This window comes from Lysobacter sp. cf310 (assembly GCF_900114355.1).
Classification (GTDB): Bacteria; Pseudomonadota; Gammaproteobacteria; order Xanthomonadales; family Xanthomonadaceae; genus Lysobacter.
In genome coordinates this window covers 577,504-596,577 of sequence record NZ_FOSS01000004.1, presented here as the reverse complement: position 1 = coordinate 596,577, position 19,074 = coordinate 577,504, and the positions used below count along the sequence as shown (strand labels likewise).

Sequence of the window (19,074 nt, the reverse complement as noted above, 5' to 3'; positions counted from 1 at the left end):
AGTTTGAGGTTGTCCCGTACGTGGGACAAGGATAGATTCGTCGCCTATCGGGGCCGCAACAGGCTCTGCTAGGGGGAGTACCGATGGGCAACGACAACACCAAGGGGCATCCGCCTCTGGATCCGAAGGTCGCCGACAAGCTGCTCGACAAGCTCGGCAACGACGATCATTTCCGCGAGCTGTTCGTTCAGGATCCGGCCGCCGCGCTGGGCCGGGTCGGGCTGGCGCCTGCGCAGACCAAGGCTGCGCTGTCGGACACGAGCTGCATGATGGTGGCGAATATCGCCCCCAAGGAAGAAATCCAGGCCTCGCGCGATGAACTGCGCAGCTACCTGACCTCGCAGGACACCCACACGGTGGTTCACTGCTTCGAAGCGGGCAGCGTCGCCTCCAGCCTGCGTACCAAGTAAGGCGGCAAGGTCTCGCTCGCCCAGGCGCGGCGGAAGGCTTCGGCTTCCCGTCGCGCTTCGTCCGGGCGACCGAGACCGGCCAGGCGTTCGGCCGCGTCCAGCGGCGCCAGGCTGGCGTCGGCCACGCTCATCGCCTGCAGGGCCTGACCGCCCAGCGGTTCGATATAGGCCAGGCCGCGGTGCGCGGCCAGCCAGCGGTCCTGCTTCAGCGCTTCCTCGGCTTTGCCGGCGTCGCGCAGCGCGTCGCGCAAGGCGACGCGCAACTGGAACGGCTCGCTGCCGTCGACTTCGCGCGACAGCAGCGCGGCCGCTTCGGCGGGCTTGCCGGACAGCCGCAGCTGTTCGGCCTTGACCACGCTCAGCAACTTGATCGCGCCGGCATGGCCGGACGCTTCGGTCATCGTGCTCAACCGGGGCAGCAGGCGCTCGCCGATCGCGCGGTCGCCGTTGCGCTGGCCCAGCCGCACCGCGGCCAGGGCCATCACCAGCAGATCGTCGCGGTCGGCTTCGCCGGCCGGGTTGGCGGCGTCGGCGAGGATCGCGTCGGCGAGCGCGGCGATCTTGGCGGGCGCCACGGATTTGGGATCGCGCAGCAGATCGGTCCAGTAGTCGGCGATCGCGAACGGATAGCGCAGCAGCGGGTTGGCCTCGCGCGCGGCCGCGGCGGCGCGGTCGGCGCTGCGCTGGGCCTCGCCTAGGCGGCCCTGGTCCAGCGGAATCGAGATGCGTTCGAATTCGTTGACCAGCGCGCCCAGGCTGCGGTCGTTGGCGGGCAGCGCGGCCAGCACCTTCTCGGCCTCGGGATAGCGGCGCAGGGTCGCCAGGGCGGCCGCGTGGCGGCGCGTGGGCGGATACTGGCCGGCGGTCTCGGCCTGCTTGAAGCTTTCCAGCGCCTGCGCCGGCCGCTCCTGGGCCAGATAGACGCGGCCCTTGAGCTCCATGGCGATGTCGCGCAGAGCGTTCTGCGGCGCCGCGAACGCCTGCGCGCCGCGCAGCGCGGCGTCGTAGCGGCCGGAGGTGAAATCGAACCAGGCCAGTCGGCTCTGGCCGGCGTAGTAATCCGGATACAGGCCGGCCAGCAGCTTCCACTTCGGCGCGGCGCGGCGCGAGGGCTGCGGGCCGAACTCGGCCGCCCAGGCGTCCAGGTACAAGGCGTCGCGCGCGGGCAGGTGCTCGCGCAGGGCCAGCGCGCGCTTGAGCGAGGGCTGGGCGGCGGCGTTGTCGGCGTTGCTCACGTACACGCGCATCACGCCCATGTGGGCGAGGGCGAAGTTCGGGTCCAGTTCCAACGCGCGCTGGAAGTACTGCAACGCTTCCGGGAACTGGCGCTTGGCGTAGGCCTTGGTGCCCAGCGCGTAGGAGCGCAATGCGTCGAGATTCTTGGTGGTCACCTGCGGCAGCGGCGCGGAGTCGTTGTCGATCGACTTCAACGCCTCGCCCAGCTTGTTGCGCAGGCTGGCGGTGACCTGGTCGATCGAGGACAGCGCCGAGCCGGCGCCGACGCCATCGACGGACTCGGCGTAGACCGTGGTCTGGGTATGCGGGTCGACCACCTCGGCGCTCACCCGCACGCGGCCGCCGACTTCGGCCACCGTCGGCAGGATCACCGCGCGCGCGCCGTCGCGCAGCGCGATCTCGGAGGCGACCGAGCGGTCGAGGAAGGTGTCGGATTTGCGCTGCATGCGCGCCAGGGTGTCGCGCGCCTTGAGGTCGGACAGCACGTTGACGTAGCGCGACTGCTCCAGGCTGATCCGGAACGCCTGCTCCAGCGAATCGTCGAGCACGCTCTGGCCGGTGAGGTTGCGCAGGTCGCCCACCACCACCCAGTCGCGCTCGTTGAAGGCGATCGCCGGCTGCGGCTTGGTCACGAACCACACGCCCACGCCGATCGCGGCCAGCACCGCGACTTCCGCCGCCAGCGCGGCCGGGCGCCGCCACAGCGGCACGTCGCGCCAGGCCTTGGGCGAGTTCGGCGGCGCGCGCAGCGGCGCGATGCCGGGCTCGCCGACTTCGTAGATCTCCTGCGGATCGGGCACGCCCTTGAAGCGCCAGCGCCCGTAGGACTTCCACAGCAACTGCTGGCCGCGTTCGCCGAGCTCGCGCGCGGCGCGGTGCGCCAGCGGTTCGGCCACCGCCGACAGCAGGATCTGGCCGGGGCGCGCCATCGCCATCAGGCGACCGGCCATCGGCTTGGCCAGGCCTTCGACTTCCAGCGGCTTGGCGCCGACCTTGACCGCCTCGTCGCTGTTGCGCCAGGTCAGCACCTCGCCCACGTGCAGACCGGCGCGCGCGAGCAGGGTCTGCTTGCGCTCGCGTCCGATCTCGCGCAGGCCGCGCTCGTAATCCAGGGCGAAACCCAGGCCGTCGATCGGGCGTTCGAACAACAGCAGCAGGCCGTCGGAACGATCGATCAGGCGGCCGCGCCATTGCTGCTGCAACTGCAGCACCAGGCGGTCGTGTTCGCGGAACAGCTCGGCCGCGGGGCCGTCGCCGAGGCGCTCGACCAGGGTGGTCGAATCGCACAGGTCGGTCAGCAGCAGGGTGCGCAGCTGCGGCGCTTCCGGGTGGGGGCGGTGGGCATCGTTCATCGCGACGGCATCCTTGTTCGTTCGCGTGCGCCGGTCAGACCGGTTCCAGGGCCGCGTCTTGCCAATGCACGCGGTTGCCGCCCTTGCGTTTGGCTTGGTACAGCGCCTCGTCCGCGCGCGCATACCAATCGTTCCAGTCCGCGCGCGGGTCGACCATGCAGGCGCCCACGCTGACCGGACAGATGGTCGGCGGCGACTGCGGCATCAACATCAGGTTCTGGGTGGTGGCCACGATGAACTCGGCGAAGCGCATCACGTCGTGCGCGTGCCCGGCCGAGACCAGCAGGCAGAATTCGTCGCCGCCCAGGCGGCAGGCGATGTCGTCCGGGCCGGCCACCGAACGCATGATGTTGGCCACGCTCTGCAGCACGCGATCGCCGGCGAGATGGCCGTGGTCGTCGTTGACCTGCTTGAAGCGGTCGCAGTCCACCAGCACCAGGCCCAGGGTCTGCGGCATGCCCAACGCGCGCGCCTCCTGCAGGTGCAGGGTCAGGCCGCGGCGGTTGTACAGGCCGGTGAGCTCGTCGGTGCGGATCAGCTCTTCGGTCTGGTTGAGTTGGTGGGTGGTGGCGTACAGGCTGTCGAGGGCGGCCTCGAGGTCCTGGTTGCGACGGCGCAGGCGCCGGATCAGGCCCTGCTCGTTGAGCACCACGCGCATGATCGCGCGGCGCAGGAAATGACAGACCAGGCCGGCGTTGCGATCGACCAGGCGCTGGAACTCCTCGTGACGCAGTTCGATCAGCAGACCGGGGCCGGCGACGATGGCATCGGCGCTGCGCGCGTGATCGCCGATCAGCAGGCCGAGTTCGCCGAAGAATTCGCGCGGGCCAAGGCGCTTGGTGACCAGGTCGTCGCCGAAATCCAGATCGATCGCGCCGCGCGCGACCACGAACATGGTGGTACCCAGTTCGCCGCGACGGAACAGCACCTGGCCGGCCTCGACGTGACGCGGGCGGCCGAGTTCGGCGAATAGTTCGAATTCCGCTTGGCTAAGCGCTGCCGTCGCCGCTTCGTTAGGCGCCGGTATCGGATCCGAATTGAACTGACCGCCCGTCATGCTCGGCGCAGCACCATCGCGATTCATCCCACGACCCCCGGATCCCCGGCTCCTTCAGAGGCTGGAGAGGCAGGATAGCACCTCACCTGAACAGCAAACGCCCTGGCCGGAGGAAGTCGGTCATCGCGCGCGCCGCCGGTCGGGTGGCGCGCGGGCGGGCAACGGGGCCGCCCTTCCTGGCGAACCCGCGCCCGCGTAGAGCGGCGCCGAGCGAAGGCCGTACCGCCTTAACCGCCGCGACGCGCCCGGCCCCTACGCCGGCCGCGCCGCGAAGCCGCATTCAGGCAGCGGCCTTGTCCTGCTGGAACTGCTCTTCCTCGGTCGAGCCCTTGAGCGCGACGGTCGAGGACTGCCCGCCCTGGATGGTCTGGGTGACCGCGTCGAAGTAGCCGGTGCCGACCTCGCGCTGGTGCTTGACCGCGGTGAAGCCCTTTTCGGCGGCCGCGAACTCGGCCTCCTGCAGCTCCACGAAAGCGCTCATCTGGCGACGCGCATAGCCGTGGGCGAGGTTGAACATGCCGTAGTTCAGGCTGTGGAAGCCGGCCAGGGTGATGAACTGGAACTTGTAGCCGTAGCCGGCGATCTCCTTCTGGAACTTGGCGATCGTGGCGTCGTCCAGGTTCTTCTTCCAGTTGAAGCTGGGCGAGCAGTTGTAGGCCAGCAGCTTGCCCGGGAACTTGGCGTGGATGGCCTCGGCGAACTTGCGCGCGAACTCCAGGTCCGGCTTGCCGGTCTCGCACCAGACCAGGTCGGCGTAGGGCGCGTAGGCCAGGCCGCGGCTGATCGCCTGGTCCAGGCCGTTGCGGGTCTTGTAGAAGCCCTCGTTGGTGCGCTCGCCGGTGGTGAAGGGCTGATCGTTGGGATCGATGTCGGCGGTGAGCAGGTCGGCGGCTTCGGCATCGGTGCGCGCCACGATCAGGGTCGGCACGCCCATCACGTCCGCGGCCAGGCGCGCGGCGACCAGCTTCTCGACCGCCTCGCGGGTCGGCACCAGCACCTTGCCGCCCATGTGGCCGCACTTCTTGACCGAGGCCAGCTGATCCTCGAAGTGCACGCCCGAGGCGCCGGCCTCGATCATGCCCTTCATCAGTTCGAAGGCGTTGAGCACGCCGCCGAAGCCGGCCTCGGCGTCGGCCACGATCGGCTGCAGGAAGTCGATGTCGCCGGTGCCCTCGGCGCACTGGATCTGATCGGCGCGCAGCAAGGTGTTGTTGATGCGGCGCACGACCTGCGGCACCGAATTGGCCGGGTACAGCGACTGGTCGGGGTACATCTCGCCGGCGATGTTGGCGTCGGCGGCGACCTGCCAGCCCGACAGGTAGATCGCCTTGAGGCCGGCCTTGACCTGCTGCATGGCCTGGTTGCCGGTCAACGCGCCCAGCGCGTTGACGAAATCCTCGGTGTGGAGCGAGTTCCACAGCTTGGCGGCGCCGAGTTTGGCGATGCTGTGCTCGACCGGGACCGTGCCGCGCAGCCGCACCACGTCCTCGGCCGAATACGGCCGGGTGATGCCGGCCCAGCGCGGATTGCTGGCCCAGTCGTTGCGGAGTTGCTCGGCGGTCGGCAGGTGGCTCATGACTTCGTTCCTTGCGTGTGGTCGTGGGGTGAGGCGCGAGAAAGGGTGGGACGCGGTAGGTGGAGTTAGGCGAGGCAAGTTGCTTTCTGTGGGAGCGGCGTGAGCCGCGATCGCCCTCCGACGCAGCTGCGTCGGCGGGCGGAACTCAATCGCGGCTTACGCCGCTTCCACAGACGCCGCCAGGTCGGGCAAGCGGGTCAGTCGATGCGTTGGTAAGCCGGCAGGGTCAAGAACTCCTCCAGCGTGTCGGCGTGGGTGAGCTGGTCGAGCATCGCGATCGCCTCGCCCAGGCGCTGCGCGCCGGGCAGGTTCATGCGCTCGGCGAGCTTGCTGGGCAGGCCGATCAGGGCGCGCTCGAGCAGGGCGAAATCGACCGGTGTGCCGTCGTCCAGGTGCAGGCCGGAGGCGTGCAGCCACTGCCACAGCTGGGTGCGCGCGATCTCGGCGGTGGCCGCGTCCTCCATCAGCCAATGGATGGGCACGCAGCCGTTGCCGTCCAGCCAGGCGGCCAGATAGCGCACGCAGACCTCGACGTTGCCCTCGAACCCGGCGCGCGTGATCGTGCCCAGCGAGGGCTTGATCAGGTCGTCGCGGATCACCAGCACGTCGTCGCGCAGCACGTGCTGCTGGTGCGGGCCGGGCATGCGCTCGTCGAAGATGCGCATCGCCAGCGGGATCAGCGCCGGATGCGCGACCCAGGTGCCGTCGTGGCCGGCGGTGACCTCGCGCAGCTTGTCGGCGCGCACCTTGGCCAGCGCGGCCTCGTTGGCGGCCTCGTCGCCGCTGATCGGAATCTGCGCCGCCATGCCGCCCATCGCGTGCGCGCCGCGCTTGTGGCAGGTCTGGATCAGCAGCTCCGAGTACGCGCGCAGGAACGGCTGCAGCATCGTCACCTGGCCACGCTCGGGCAGAACCTTGTCGCGGTGCGCGCGGAAGGTCTTGAGGTAGGAGAACACGTAGTCCCAGCGGCCGCAGTTGAGGCCGGCGATGCGCGTGCGCAGCGCATGCAGGATCTCGTCCATCTCGAACACCGCCGGCAGGGTCTCGATCAGCACCGTGACCCTGATCTGGCCCGCGCCCAGGCCCAGCGCCTGCTCGACGCGGTCCAGCACCTCGTTCCACAGCTGCGCCTCTTCCATCGACTGCAGCTTGGGCAGGTAGAAATAGGGTCCGCGATCCTTCGCGGCGAGCACGTCCGAATTGTGGAAAGCGAACAGGCCCAGGTCGAACAGGCTGGCGGAGATCGGCGCGCCGTCGATCAACAGATGCTTCTCGTCCAGGTGCCAGCCGCGCGGCCGCACCATCAGCACGGCTTGTTGCTCGAAGGGCTTGAGGGTGTAGTGCTTGCTGCCGTCCGGCGCCATCCAGTCCAGGGTGCCGGCCACGGCCTTCTTCAGCGCGCGCTGGCCCGTCAGCAGGTTGGACCAGGTCGGCGCGGTGCTGTCCTCGAAGTCGGCCATGAAGACCTTGGCGCCCGAGTTGAGGGCGTTGATGACCATCTTCGGGTCGACCGGGCCGGTGATCTCGACGCGACGGTCCAGCAGAGCCGCCGGCAGCGGCGCGACCCGCCACTGGCCGCTGCGGATCGCGGCGGTGTCGGCGCGGAAATCCGGCAGGCCGCCGGCATCGAAGAACGCCTGGCGTTCGCGGCGCGCGGACAGACGGGCTTGGCGGGCGGGCTCGAAGCGGCGATGCAGATCGGCCAGGAAGGCCAGGGCCGCCGGCGTGAGCAGCTGCTCCTGCCCGGCCAGGCTGGCCGTCAACTCGATCCCGTGCGTCTCCTGGCGTTGCGCCATCACTGCCGACATGCCCTGCTCCTACGCCTCTAGCGTGTTTCGTTAGGGCTCCGACCATGCGCTGGCGTCTTGTATTTGACAATCAAGTTTTTTCAATGCATATCATTTGAAAACCTTATATATGTCCTTCACGTGACCACGACGCGCGCCGCCAGCCCCCGTTTTGCGTACAAGGGCGACCGCCTGAAGCCGCTGCGGGCGTTCTGCCAGACCGCCCGCCTGGGCTCGGTCTCACGCGCGGCTGAGGCGCTGTACCTCAGCCAGCCGGCGGTGACCCTGCAGCTGCAGGCGCTGGAGCGCGATCTGGGGGTGCGTCTGCTCGAGCGCAGCGGCCGCCGGCTCAGCCTGACCCGCGAGGGCCAGGAGCTCTACGAACTCGCGCGCCCGCTGGTTGAGGGCCTGGACGGCCTGGACGGGGCCTTCCGCGAGCGGGTGCGCGGGCTGGACGGCGGCGAGCTCAACGTCGCCGCCGGCAGCTCGACCATCCTGTATCTGCTGCCCAAGATCGTCGAAGCCTTCCGCGCCGCCCACCCGGACGTGCGCCTGAGCCTGCACAACGTCACCGGCGCCGGCGGCCTGGACCTGCTGCGCTCGGACGCGGTCGACCTGGCGGTGGGCTCGATGCTGGACGTGCCCGGCGACCTCAGCTACGCCCCGGTCTACCGCTTCGAGCCCATGCTGATCACCCCGCGCGACCACCCGCTCGCGCTCAAGCCCGACCTCAGCCTGCAGGACCTCTCGCCCTACGGCCTGATCCTGCCGCCGCAGCGCCTGACCACCTATCGCATGGTCGACCTGGTGTTCCAGCAGAACCGAGTGCCGTACACGGTCGCGCTGGAGGTCGGCGGCTGGGAGGTGATCAAGCAGTACGTGGCGATGGGCCTGGGCATCAGTATCGTCACCGCGATCTGCCTGACCGACGCCGACCGCTCGCGCCTGAGCGCCCGCTCGCTGGCCGACTACTTCCCCTCGCGCAGCTACGGCGTGGTGGTGCGCAAGGGCAAATACCTGTCGCCGCAGGCGCGCGCGTTTACCGAATTGATCCAGCCGGATCTGTTTTTCCGCGGCGATTACTACGCGACGGGCCAGTCGGATCGTTGAAGGCCTGGAGCCGCGCATACGGCTGCGACATCGCGACGATGCGGTTCGCCTACGGCTCACCGCATCCTACGATCGAGGCGAATGACGCCGGGGCTCAAGCCGCACTCTAAAGTCACCCGATCCCTGCCTTCGCACGAAGACGGCAAGACTCCAGTCACCTTGTTGCGACTGTTGTTGCGACTGTTGTTGCGACTGTTGTTGCGACTGTTGTTGCGGCTGTTGTTGCGGCTGTTGTTGCCGTTGCCGTTGCCGTTGCCGCGGCATTCAAATCCAAAAGCCCCGCACTCACCCGACCAACCGTAGACCCGAAGGGCGGCGCGCAGGACGCGCGCCGTTTTTCGATAGGACAAGGATGTCCTATCGAAAAATCCCGGCGCCAGCCCCGAACCCGCAGGGGAGGTTTGGTCCCGCTAGCCCTTCTCTTTGGTTACTTTTGACCGAAGGGAATCCAGACGGACTCTTGGGCTAGCAAGAGAAAGTGACCCGCATGCGCAGCAGGCGGAAGCTCTTGACCTTCGGTCAGAAGAAGCGACAGCAAAGCAAAAGCAAATCCTCCCCAACCCTCCTTTTACAAAGGAGGGAGCTAGGAGCAAAACAAAGCAAAAGCAAACCTCCCCAACCCGCCCGGCCAGCAGGCATAGCCTGCCGGCGTTCACCCGTGCACGAACCTGCGGTTCGTAAACGCACGGCTTCACCCTTTTCCAAAGGAGGGAGTCAAAAGCAAAGACAAAAGAGGGAGCAAAGCTACGAAGTGCGCGTGAGCGAAGGCGCTAGCGCCCACGCCGCGGCCTGCGAAACCGCTGCGGCAAAAACGCCACCGCCGCCGCCAGCTCCACGAACACCATCGCATAGCGCACCGGCGCCACCAGCAAGGCCTTGCCCAAGGCCGCCCCCCGCCCATCGCGCGCCACCGACGCCAACACCAAGGCCGTCGCCAGAATTTCCGCCAGCACCACCCCACCCAACCACCACCAACGCCCGCTGAAGACCAACCACAACAACAACAGCGGATACGCCAAACGCTCGCCCGCCATCAGGAACAGCGCCCACCCGATCGGCCGCCCGTACTCGTGCGTGAGCCGCCCACCGAACGGCTGCCGATACGCCTCGCGCACCCGCCGCTGCTCGGCCACGACGCGCGGGCGCGGACGCAGCCAGCGCCGCCAGACCTTGAACGGCGTCAGCAACAGCGCATTGAACTCCCGGCAGCCGCGCAGGAACGCCCCGGCCTGGCGGAAACTCTGGCCCGGCAGACGGTCCAGCGGCGGCTGCTCGGCATGCGCGAGCACGCCGAACAGTTGCACGTTGCGATAGCCCTCCTGCGCCAACGCCAGCGCGACGAACACGTCCTCGGCCCCGTCGAACTGATCGCCGTGCACCGGCTCGTAACGATCGAACAGATCCTTGATGTAGCGCCGTCGATAGGCGATCGCATTGCCGCGCGGCACCACCACCCCGCCGAACAGCGCCATCTGGCCGCGATTGATGAAGCACTGCTGCAGCAGGCAGCTGGTCTCGCGATGGATATCGCCCAGCCACTGCAGACTGCGCCGCAACCGGCCGCGGCGCGTGCGCGGATCGCGGTAGGCCTCGCCGTGCAGCCAACGCTGGAACGCCGGCGAACGCTCCAGCGCGCGTCGGTGCTCGCCGCGCATCGGCTGGACCACGCCGCAGACGCTGGCGATGCCCACGCCTTCGTAGAGCTCGCGCACGCAGCGCTCGATGTAGTCGGCCGAATGCAGCAGCGTGTCGCCGTCGAGCACGAACTCGACATCGGCGTCGGATTCGCGCGCCTGACGCTTGATCGTGGGCCCGCGCCCGATCGACCACATGCGCTCGATCACGCGCAGCGACAGGCCGTTGGCGGCGGCGAACTCGCGCGCGATCGCGGCGGTGCCGTCGCGCTCGGTGCCGCCGTCGTCCACCAGCACCACCTTGCGCGGTTGCAGGGTCTGCGCCAGCAGGGCCGCCAGGCAATGGGCGATGTCGTGCTGCTGCAGGCGCGCGGGAATGACCACGTCGACCACGGCCTGGCGCCAGTCCTCCACCGGCGTGGGCACGGTCTCCTCGGAGCCCCGCCACAGGCCGACGGCGCTGAGCAGGCCGTTGGGACTAAGCGCGAACCAGGGCAAGGCGGGCACCGGCCACCTCCCGCACGCAGGCGCGGGCCGCGCTCGACAACTCCGCATGCGCGGCGATCGTGGCCTCCGCCACCTCCCCTAGCGACATCCTGCCCGGCACGACCGACCTCCTGCCCCTGATCGGGAACCCGCGCCACCCCCCGCGACGCGCCGCCCCGTAATGAAGCTACACGTAAAGCGCGGGCGAAACGGGCCGCCGATACGCGGCGGGCGGCGGGCGGGATCGGCCGTCCGGCCGATCGTGTGCGGTTTAGGTGCAGCCCGTGCGCTTAAGTCGTGCCGTGGTGCTTGCCCTGCCAGGGCCGGTACCAGGCCCGGATCCGCGCCAGATCGGCGTTCATGTCGTCGCCCAGCCAGAACGGCTCGCCGATGCCGATGATCTTGTCGGGGTAGTGGAAGTACGCGGGCAGCACCGGCACGTCGGCGGCCTTGGCGATCTTCCAGAAGCCCGCCTTCCAGCGCTCCACCGGCTTGCGCGTGCCCTCCGGCGCCAATCCGAACCAGAACCGTTCGGCGTTGCGGATCATCGCCGCGGCCTGTTCGACCACGCCGTGGGCAGCGCTGCGGTCGACCGGAATCACGCCCAGGTAGCGCAGCAGCGCACCCAGCAGCGGCACCTTGAACAGCGAGTCCTTGCCCAGGATCTTGATGTCCAGCCCCATCGCGGCCTTGGCCGCGAAGCCCCAGACGCCGTCCCAGTTGGACGAGTGCGGCGCGCCGATCAGGACCAGCTTGGGGATGTCGGGGAAGGCCCCGACCATGCGCCAGCCGCCCAGCCGCAGCACGCTGCGGCCGATCCAGCGGGTCAGGCGGTTGGAGCGCACCCGCGGTGCGTTCGGCGGCAGCGGCAGCACCACGTTGTCGGCGGTCGTCGGCATGCGGTCTCCGTCAGTCCCAATCGCGCGTGGGGCCGCGGCCGCGCTTGACCGTGCTGCGCTCGCGCTTGGCGCCCAGGCGGCGTTCCTTCGAGGCGCGACTGGGACGGGTGGCGATGCGCGGCTTGGGCGCGTGCAGGCCGCTTTCGATGAAGGCGGCCAGGCGCTCGCGGGCATCATCGCGGTTGCGCTCCTGGGTGCGGAAACGCTGCGCGCTGATCACCAGCACGCCGTCGCCGGTCACGCGGCGGTCGCGCTTGGCGAGCAGGCGCTCGCGCACCGGTTCGGGCAGCGACGGCGACTGCGCCACGTCGAAGCGCAGCTCCACCGCGGTCGCGACCTTGTTGACGTTTTGCCCGCCCGGCCCGGTCGAACGCACGAAGCGCTCGACCAGTTCCTGCTCGGGTATGGTGATTTCAGGATCGGCCATTGCGTCCCTCCGGCCCCGATTGTAGACGGGAGCGATTGTAGTGCGGGCCCGCGTCCGCTCGTTGACGCCGCCTGCACCCGCCGACGACCATGCGGTTCCCATCAAGGAGGATCGCCCCCGATGAAGTCCTATGCCCTGGCCCTGGCGCTGATGTTGGCCTCGCCGCTGGCCGCCCTGGCCGCGCCGCCCAGCGACGCCCAGGTGTCCCGCCTGCTCGAGGTCATGCGCGCGCGCCAGACCGTGGAAACCATGCTGCCGCAGATCGAGGCCTCGCAGCAGCAGATGGTCGAGCAGATGATGGCCGGCCGCGAGATCACGCCGGCCGAACGCGAGCGCTTGAACAGCGTGATCGCCCGGTCCAGCGCGCAGATGCGCAAGAGCCTGGCTTGGGACAAGCTGGAACCGATCTACCGCGACATCTATCGCGACACCTTCGACGGCCAGGACACCGATGCCCTGATCGCGTTCTACGCCAGCCCGACCGGCCAGCGCCTGCTCGACAAGATGCCGGCGCTGATGCAGAACACCATGAGCGCGATGCAGAAGCTGGTGGTGCCGATGATGCAGGAGCTGCAGAAGGACATCGAAGCCGAAGCGCGCAACGACGCGGTCAAGCGCAAGAGCGCCGGCGCCGAAACCAAGTAGGCGCGGCCCGCGCCGCGCCCGCCCTCAAGCGGCCGGCGCGGCCGGCTCGAACAGCGCCAGCGCCTTGGCCAGTTCGCGGTCCGGCCGCGCGGTGGCGACGATGCGCGCGCCGCTGACCGGGTGCAGAAAGGCCAGGCGCTGCGCGTGCAGCAGCATGCGATGGATGCCCATCATGCGGAAGGCGCGGTTGTGGCGACCGTCGCCGTGGCTGGTGTCGCCGATCAGGTGGTGCGAGACGTGCTTGAGGTGGCGCCGGATCTGGCGGAAGCGCCCGGTCTCCGGCTGCGCCAGCAACAGCGCGTAGCGCGAGGTTTCGAAACCGCCGGAGGGGTGCGCGAGCTCGCAGCGGCCCAGGCATCGGAAGCGCGTGATCGCGGGCTTCTTCTGCGGCTTGCCCGGCCCGCCGTCGAGCGCGTAATCGATGGTGAACGCATCCTCCGGCCAGCCGCGGCAGACCGCCAGATAATCCTTCTCGAACTCGCGCGACATCAGCACCTTGCCCAGCGCCGAGGCCACCTCGCGCTCGAACGCCAGCAGCAGGCAGCCGCTGGTGGCGCGGTCCAGGCGATGGACCAGGAACACCGGCCGGCCGAACTGTTCGCGCAGGCGGTCGGCGACGAAGTCGGTCTCGCCGCGCGCCAGCGCGCTGTCGTGCACCATCAGCCCCGCCGGCTTGTCGATGATCGCCAGGCTGTCGTCGGCGTACAGCACCGGCAGCTCGCTGGGCGCATCGAGGGAACTGTAGGTTTCGGACATGCTCTATGGCACAGGCGGTAGGGAGCTCAGCGGGTATTTTCGTCTATAGCAGCGTCCGCCACACGTTTGCTCCCCCAGTCTTTCATTCAGGACCGCCCATGCGATCGTTTCCGTTGCCCTCCCGACCGGTTTTTTCCGCGCTGACGCTGGCCCTGGCGCTGGCCCTGCCCGCGCAGGCGGCCGAGCCTGCGTTCGCGCCGCCCAAGGGCGTCGCCGCCGGGCCCTGCGTGGAAGGCATCTGCGAATACACCCTGGGCAACGGCTTGCGCGTGCTGCTGTTCCCGGACGCCAGCAAGCCCACGGTGACGGTCAACCTGACCTACCAGGTCGGCTCCATGCACGAGAACTATGGCGAGACCGGCATGGCCCACCTGTTGGAGCATCTGCTGTTCAAGGGCACGCCGACCCACACCGACATCCCGGCCGAGATGAAGAAGCGCGGCATCGGCTTCAACGGCACCACCAATGTCGATCGCACTAATTACTACGCCTCGTTCCCGGCCAACGACGACACCCTGCGCTGGCTGCTGGGCCTGGAAGCCGACCGCATGGTCAATTCCAACGTCGCCAAGAAGGACCTCGACAGCGAGATGACCGTGGTCCGCAACGAGATGGAAAAGAACGAGAACAGCCCCAGCGGCATCCTCGCCCAGCGCGTGCGGTCCACTGCCTATCTCTGGCACAACTACGGCCACAGCACGATCGGTGCGCGCAGCGATGTCGAGGGCGTGCCGATCGAACGCCTGCAGGCCTTCTACAAGAGCTGGTACCGCCCCGACAACGCCACCCTGATCGTCGCCGGCCGCATCGATCCGGCCAAGACACTGGGCGAAATCGCTCAGGCCTTCGCGCCGGTGGCGCGGCCCAAGACCGGCTTGCGCGCGTTCTACACCGTCGACCCCACCCAGGACGGCGAGCGCAGCGTGACGGTGCGCCGCAGCGGCGACATCCAACTGGTGATGGCGGCCTACCACGTGCCCGCCGAAACCCACCCCGACAGCGCCGCGCTCGGTCTGCTCGCCAACATCCTGGGCTACGTGCCGGGCGGGCGCCTGCACAAGAGCCTGGTCGAGACCAAGCTGGCCGCCGGCGCCAGCGCCGGCGCCGACAGCCTGCGCGATCCGGGCCTGATGACGGCGATGATCGGCCTGCCGCGCGACGGCGACGCGGCCAAGGCCGAGGCCGCCTTGCTGACGCAACTGGAAGGCATCGCCGCCACGCCGATCACCCAGGCCGAACTGGACGCGGCCAAGCAGCGCATCCGCAACGGCTACGAACTGGGCTACACCAACGTCAATGCGGTCGCGCTGGGCCTGTCGGAGGCGATCGCGACCGGCGACTGGCGCTTGTACTTCCTGCGCCGCGACGCGCTCGACAACGTCGCTCTGGACGACGTCAACCGGGTCGCGCGCGACTACCTCAAGCCCAGCAACCGTACGCTGGGCCGCTTCGTGCCCACCGACCGCGCCGACCGCGCCGAGATCGCCGCCGCGCCCGCGGCCGCGACCGTGCTGCAGGGCTACACCGGCAAGGCGGCGGTGGCCGCGGGCGAACAGTTCGACCCCACCCCGGCCAACATCCAGGCGCGTACCGAAACCTTCACCCTCGGCGACGGCCTGCGCGTGGCCCTGCTGCCGAAGAAGACCCGCGGCGAGACCGTGGTGCTGAGCGCGCGCTTCCGCTTCGGCGACGCCGATTCGCTCAAGGGCCGCGTGGCCGCGGGCAACGTGGCCGGCTCGCTGATCATGCGCGGCGCGGCCGGGCTCAGCCGCGAGCAGATCGACCAGCGTTTCGAGGCCCTGAAGACCGAGGCCGGCATCGGCGGCGGCCTGCAGAGCGCCAACATCGGCATGACCACGCGCCGCGCCCAACTTGCCGAAGCGCTGGCGCTGGCGGTGCAGATCCTGCGCAAGCCCGAGTATCCGCAGAGCGAGTTCGAACAGTTCCGCCTGCAGGCGATCACCGGCCTGGAAGCCGCGCGCAAGGAACCCGGCACCGTCGCCGGCATGGCCATGTCGCAGTACTTCGACCCCTGGCCCGAGGGCCATCCGCTGCGCTGGCGCAGCCTGGACCAGTCGATCGCCGACCTGAAGGCGCTCAAGGTCGAGGACCTGCGCGCCTTCCATCGTGATTTCTACGGCACCGCCGAAGGCGAGATCAGCGTGGTCGGCGACTTCGATCCGGTCGCGCTGAAGGCGCAGCTGCAAAGCCTGTTCACCGACTGGCGCACGCCGCACGCGTTCGCGCCCATGGCCACGCACTACAACGCCGTCGCCGCGCGCCGCGAACGCTTCGAAACGCCCGACAAGGCCAACGGCGTGCTGCTCGCGCGCAGCAACCTCTCGCTCAACGACCGCGACGCCGACTACCCGGCGCTGATGGTCGCCAACACCATCCTCGGCGGCGGCGGCAAATCGCGCTTGAACGACCGCATCCGCCAGAAGGACGGCCTCAGCTACGGCGTGGGCAGCAACCTCGACGCCGACGCCAGCCGGGCCGGCCGCGACGACGACGGCAGCCTGATGATCCAGGCCATCGCCGCGCCGCAGAACCTGGACAAGGCCGAGGCGGCGATGCGCGAGGAATACGCGCGCTGGATCCGCGACGGCGTCGGCGCCGACGAACTGCGCGACGCGGTCGCCGGCCTGTTGACGCAGCGCGCGCAGGGCCGCGAATCCGATGGCGCGATCGCCGGCATCCTGTCGGGCAATCTGTTCCTGGACCGCGACATGAAGTATCAGGCGGACATCGATGCGCGTTTGCAGGCGCTGACCGCGGACGAGGTGAACGCGGCGATCCGCAAGCACTTCAAGCCCGAGACGCTGAGCGTGTACATGGCCGGCGATTTCGACGCGGCGGCGAAGCCGGCGGCGGCGGCGGGGGGAGCGAAGCCTTGACCGGCGCTCGCAAGTAGGCGCGAAAGCAAATCCCCCCTAGCCCCCCTCTACAAAGGGAGGAACCGCACGCGTCGGAATGCTTCGCTGCACCCGCTTGTCTCGCGCTTCGACAACAGGGCGTGCCTCTCCCATTAAAAAATGATGCTTGTCCTCCCCCTTTGTAGAGGGGGATTGAGGGGGATTTGCTCTACGCCCGGACCGCGTAGCGACTAAGCGCTGCGCCGCGGCCACGCCGCCAGCAGCGCCCACAAACCGCCGATGCCCGCGATCCACGACGAGGCCGGGATCGACCAGAAGCGCGGACCGCCGGCTTCCAGGCCATACAGCACCGCCGCCACGATCAACAGGCCGGTGCCCAGGATCGCCGCGACCGTGCGCCGCTGCGCGTCCTTCACCGTGCGCGTGAGCTCGGCCAGGTCCTGCGAACGCATGCGCAGCTCGTGGCCGCCGCTGACCTGCTGGGTCAGCCAGGCGTGCAGCAGGCGCGGCATCTCGGGTGCATGCGTAACCAGCTCGGGCAGGCGCTTACGGAATTCCGAGGCCAGGCGCTGCGGGCTGTAGCGTTCGACCAGGATGCGTTGCAGCACCGGCCGCGCCACCGCCCAGATGTCGAGCTTGGGGTCGAGCAAGCGGCCCACGCCCTCGATGTTGAGCAGGGTCTTCTGCAGCAGGATCAGCTGCGGCTGCAGGGTCAGCTCGTAGCGCTGCGCGGTACGGAACAGCTTGACCAGCACCTCGGCCAGCGAGATCTCGCTGAGCGGGCGCGTGAAATAGGGCTCGCAGACCGCGCGCGTGGCCGCCTCGAGTTCGTCGATGCGGATATGCGCGGGCATCCAGCCGGCCTGCACGTGCAACTCGGCGATGCGGCGGTAGTCGCGGTTGAAGATCGCCATGAAGTTCTCGGCGAGGTAGTACTGATCCTCGTCGGAGAGCTGGCCCATGATGCCGAAGTCCAGGGCGATGAAGCGCGGATTGCTCTTGCGCTTGGGATCGCTGTCGACCCAGATGTTGCCGGCGTGGGCGTCGGCATGGAAGAAGTTGTCGCGGAACACCTGGGTGTAGAACACCCGCACGCCCTTGGCCGCCAGCGCGCTGCGGTCGATGCCGGCGGCGTCGAGCGCGGCGATGTCGTCGGACGGAATGCCGTACACGCGCTCCAGGGTCAGGGCGCGCTCGGCGGTGTGCGACCAGATCACCTCGGGCACGTAGAGGTCTTCGCTGTCCTTCCAGAACCGGCGCAGCACGCTGGCGTTGGCGCCCTCGCGCTGCAGGTCCAGCTCGGCGGCCAGGGTGCTCTCGATCTCGGCCACGATCTCGCGCGGACGGATCTTGTCGGCGCTGGGATGGGCGCGGTCGACCACGCTGGCGATGGTCTTGAGCAGGGCGATGTCGCCGGCGATCTGCTTTTCGATGTTGGGGCGCAGCACCTTGACCACCACCTCGCGGCCGCCGGGCAGGATCGCCGCGTGCACCTGGGCGATCGAGGCCGAAGCCAGCGGGGTGGTGTCGAAGGCCTCGAAGGCCTCGGCGATGCTGCGTTCCAGCGCGGTCTCGACGATCGCGCGCGCGGCCTCGCCGTCGAAGGGTTTGACCCGGTCCTGCAGCAGCGCCAGTTCGATCGCCACGTCCGGCGGCACCAGGTCGCGACGGGTGGACAGGATCTGGCCGAACTTGACGAAGATCGGGCCCAGCTCCTGCAGCACCAGGCGCAGGCGCGCGCCGCGCGACATCGCCGCGATCTCGGCCGAGGCGCGCGGCACGAACGGACGCGCGAGCTTGAGCCAGCGCTCGGCCGGGGTGCCGTCGAGCAGGTCGTCGAGCCGGTAACGCAGCAGAACCCGGCCGATGCGCCAGGCGCGCAACGCCGACTTCATGCGCCGCTCCGCGCGGCGATGCGCTCGCGCAGGCGCGCTACGCGCGCGCTGGCGCGCTCGACGTCGTCGCGCACCGCGTCGACGTCGTCGTGGAAGGCGTTGAGCTCGTCGCGCGCGACCACGTCGCGCGATTCCTCGGTGACGAATTCGGCCGCGTTGCGGGCGAAGGCGCCGGCCGCGCCGCGCGCGTGGCGCAGCCCGCCGGCCACCGCGTTGGCGATCTGCACGCCCATCACCTCGCCGAACACGCCGGTCAGCGAACCCTGCCAGTCCGGATCGAAACGCTCGGCCAGGCGCTGCAGGCGGCGGGCCAGGTCGGCGTCGCCCTCGATGCGCAGCTTGCCGACCGGCGGCGCGTCGTCGTTGCGCAGGAACGGCAGTTGCGAGACCAGCCCCGCCAGGGTGCTGCGCACCGACAGATCGGCTTCCACCTCGGCCTCGACCGGGCCCACCCGCAGGCGGTCGCCGTCCACGCGCACCTGCAGCGCCAGCGGCGGTGCTGCCAGGTGCAGGGCGACGCGGCGGCCGTCCAGGGTGCGCAGCGCGTCGCGCGTATCGGGGTCCAGCGCCAGCGCGCGGTTGAGCGCGGCTTCCAGCGCGCCCCCGGCGTAGCTTTTGAGTTTGGGCGGGAACAGGGCGTCTGCGGAGGTGTTCATGCGCTCATTGTAGCCCCGCGCCCCGGCGGGCCCGAGACCGCAGTGTCCCGGCCCGCGAGCGGGCCGGGACTGCGTTCAGCACCGCCCGGTCCGGCGGCTCAGACCTTGCGGCCGCGCAGCAGCGAGATGATGGCCAGGATCACGAAGACGACGAACAGGATCCAGGCGATGTTGGTGGCGGCGCCGGCGATGCCGCTGAAGCCCAGGACCGCGGCGACGATGGCGATGATGAAGAAGATGACGGCGTAACTGAGCATGGAGATCTCCTGAGG

The 19,074-nt window shown here is 69.3% G+C and carries 15 protein-coding genes; 4 read left to right on the top strand and 11 right to left on the bottom strand.

Features of this window, described 5'->3' with window-relative positions:
• The first annotated feature begins 83 nt into the window (after positions 1 to 83).
• On the top strand, positions 84 to 410 hold the full coding sequence (locus BMZ45_RS17060; protein WP_091637708.1) for an NHLP-related RiPP peptide: 327 nt from the start codon (positions 84 to 86) through the stop codon (positions 408 to 410).
• Here BMZ45_RS17060 and BMZ45_RS17055 read toward each other — a convergent pair.
• The 4 genes from BMZ45_RS17055 to aceB all read right to left on the bottom strand — a co-directional run bounded on the left by BMZ45_RS17055 (position 362) and on the right by aceB (position 7,439).
• Complete coding sequence (locus tag BMZ45_RS17055; protein WP_091637707.1) at positions 362 to 2,998, bottom strand: putative peptide modification system cyclase; 2,637 nt, start codon at positions 2,996 to 2,998, stop codon at positions 362 to 364. The genes BMZ45_RS17060 and BMZ45_RS17055 overlap by 49 nt on opposite strands.
• Before the next feature lie 34 nt (positions 2,999 to 3,032).
• Positions 3,033 to 4,055, bottom strand: a complete 1,023-nt coding sequence (locus BMZ45_RS17050; RefSeq protein ID WP_254776674.1) for a GGDEF domain-containing protein — start codon at positions 4,053 to 4,055, stop codon at positions 3,033 to 3,035.
• Between the two features lie 280 nt (positions 4,056 to 4,335).
• Positions 4,336 to 5,631, bottom strand: coding sequence for an isocitrate lyase (aceA, locus tag BMZ45_RS17045; RefSeq protein ID WP_091637705.1), 1,296 nt, complete (start codon positions 5,629 to 5,631; stop codon positions 4,336 to 4,338).
• Positions 5,632 to 5,828: 197 nt separating this feature from the next.
• Positions 5,829 to 7,439, bottom strand: coding sequence for a malate synthase A (aceB, locus tag BMZ45_RS17040; RefSeq protein ID WP_091637704.1), 1,611 nt, complete (start codon positions 7,437 to 7,439; stop codon positions 5,829 to 5,831).
• Between the two features lie 120 nt (positions 7,440 to 7,559).
• Between aceB and BMZ45_RS17035 the strand changes: the two genes are divergently transcribed.
• Positions 7,560 to 8,528 (top strand): LysR family transcriptional regulator, encoded by a 969-nt coding sequence (locus BMZ45_RS17035; RefSeq protein ID WP_091637703.1) that lies wholly within the window; start codon positions 7,560 to 7,562, stop codon positions 8,526 to 8,528.
• Between the two features lie 770 nt (positions 8,529 to 9,298).
• Here BMZ45_RS17035 and BMZ45_RS21355 read toward each other — a convergent pair.
• The 3 genes from BMZ45_RS21355 to arfB form a co-directional block, all read right to left on the bottom strand.
• Positions 9,299 to 10,669, bottom strand: a complete 1,371-nt coding sequence (locus tag BMZ45_RS21355) for a glycosyltransferase (RefSeq protein ID WP_175489126.1) — start codon at positions 10,667 to 10,669, stop codon at positions 9,299 to 9,301.
• A gap of 269 nt (positions 10,670 to 10,938) precedes the next feature.
• Positions 10,939 to 11,547, bottom strand: coding sequence for a lysophospholipid acyltransferase family protein (locus tag BMZ45_RS17025; protein ID WP_091637702.1), 609 nt, complete (start codon positions 11,545 to 11,547; stop codon positions 10,939 to 10,941).
• A 10-nt stretch (positions 11,548 to 11,557) separates the two neighbouring features.
• The gene (gene arfB, locus BMZ45_RS17020; RefSeq protein ID WP_091637701.1) at positions 11,558 to 11,974 is read right to left on the bottom strand and encodes an alternative ribosome rescue aminoacyl-tRNA hydrolase ArfB; all 417 of its coding nucleotides are present in this window, start codon (positions 11,972 to 11,974) and stop codon (positions 11,558 to 11,560) included.
• 120 nt (positions 11,975 to 12,094) lie between these two features.
• Between arfB and BMZ45_RS17015 the strand changes: the two genes are divergently transcribed.
• A complete protein-coding gene (locus tag BMZ45_RS17015; RefSeq protein ID WP_091637700.1) occupies positions 12,095 to 12,619 on the top strand; it encodes a DUF2059 domain-containing protein in 525 nt (174 codons plus the stop codon).
• A 24-nt stretch (positions 12,620 to 12,643) separates the two neighbouring features.
• Here BMZ45_RS17015 and BMZ45_RS17010 read toward each other — a convergent pair whose 3' ends face one another.
• Positions 12,644 to 13,375 (bottom strand): pseudouridine synthase, encoded by a 732-nt coding sequence (locus tag BMZ45_RS17010; RefSeq protein ID WP_091637699.1) that lies wholly within the window; start codon positions 13,373 to 13,375, stop codon positions 12,644 to 12,646.
• Between the two features lie 98 nt (positions 13,376 to 13,473).
• Between BMZ45_RS17010 and BMZ45_RS17005 the strand changes: the two genes are divergently transcribed.
• Entirely contained in the window at positions 13,474 to 16,272 is a 2,799-nt protein-coding gene (locus BMZ45_RS17005; protein WP_091637698.1) for a M16 family metallopeptidase, read from the top strand.
• 209 nt (positions 16,273 to 16,481) lie between these two features.
• On the opposite strand, the gene ubiB is transcribed toward BMZ45_RS17005, so the two are convergent.
• The 3 genes from ubiB to BMZ45_RS16990 form a co-directional block, all read right to left on the bottom strand.
• Entirely contained in the window at positions 16,482 to 18,146 is a 1,665-nt protein-coding gene (gene ubiB, locus BMZ45_RS17000) for a ubiquinone biosynthesis regulatory protein kinase UbiB (protein WP_091637697.1), read from the bottom strand.
• Positions 18,143 to 18,802, bottom strand: a complete 660-nt coding sequence (locus BMZ45_RS16995) for a ubiquinone biosynthesis accessory factor UbiJ (RefSeq protein ID WP_091637696.1) — start codon at positions 18,800 to 18,802, stop codon at positions 18,143 to 18,145. The genes ubiB and BMZ45_RS16995 overlap by 4 nt, the downstream gene beginning before the upstream one ends.
• A gap of 98 nt (positions 18,803 to 18,900) precedes the next feature.
• Entirely contained in the window at positions 18,901 to 19,059 is a 159-nt protein-coding gene (locus BMZ45_RS16990) for a DUF1328 domain-containing protein (protein WP_082576384.1), read from the bottom strand.
• Positions 19,060 to 19,074: the final 15 nt, after the last annotated feature.

Excerpts from the sequence above, each read along its gene's own strand:
- BMZ45_RS17060 (WP_091637708.1), top strand. The coding sequence starts at position 84 with ATGGGCAACGACAACACCAAGGGGCATCCGCCTCTGGATCCGAAGGTC.
- BMZ45_RS17055 (WP_091637707.1), bottom strand. The coding sequence starts at position 2,998 with ATGAACGATGCCCACCGCCCCCACCCGGAAGCGCCGCAGCTGCGCACC.
- BMZ45_RS17050 (WP_254776674.1), bottom strand. The coding sequence starts at position 4,055 with ATGACGGGCGGTCAGTTCAATTCGGATCCGATACCGGCGCCTAACGAA.
- aceA (WP_091637705.1), bottom strand. The coding sequence starts at position 5,631 with ATGAGCCACCTGCCGACCGCCGAGCAACTCCGCAACGACTGGGCCAGC.
- aceB (WP_091637704.1), bottom strand. The coding sequence starts at position 7,439 with ATGTCGGCAGTGATGGCGCAACGCCAGGAGACGCACGGGATCGAGTTG.
- BMZ45_RS17025 (WP_091637702.1), bottom strand. The coding sequence starts at position 11,547 with ATGCCGACGACCGCCGACAACGTGGTGCTGCCGCTGCCGCCGAACGCA.
- arfB (WP_091637701.1), bottom strand. The coding sequence starts at position 11,974 with ATGGCCGATCCTGAAATCACCATACCCGAGCAGGAACTGGTCGAGCGC.
- BMZ45_RS17015 (WP_091637700.1), top strand. The coding sequence starts at position 12,095 with ATGAAGTCCTATGCCCTGGCCCTGGCGCTGATGTTGGCCTCGCCGCTG.
- BMZ45_RS17010 (WP_091637699.1), bottom strand. The coding sequence starts at position 13,375 with ATGTCCGAAACCTACAGTTCCCTCGATGCGCCCAGCGAGCTGCCGGTG.
- BMZ45_RS17005 (WP_091637698.1), top strand. The coding sequence starts at position 13,474 with ATGCGATCGTTTCCGTTGCCCTCCCGACCGGTTTTTTCCGCGCTGACG.
- ubiB (WP_091637697.1), bottom strand. The coding sequence starts at position 18,146 with ATGAAGTCGGCGTTGCGCGCCTGGCGCATCGGCCGGGTTCTGCTGCGT.
- BMZ45_RS16995 (WP_091637696.1), bottom strand. The coding sequence starts at position 18,802 with ATGAACACCTCCGCAGACGCCCTGTTCCCGCCCAAACTCAAAAGCTAC.
- BMZ45_RS16990 (WP_082576384.1), bottom strand. The coding sequence starts at position 19,059 with ATGCTCAGTTACGCCGTCATCTTCTTCATCATCGCCATCGTCGCCGCG.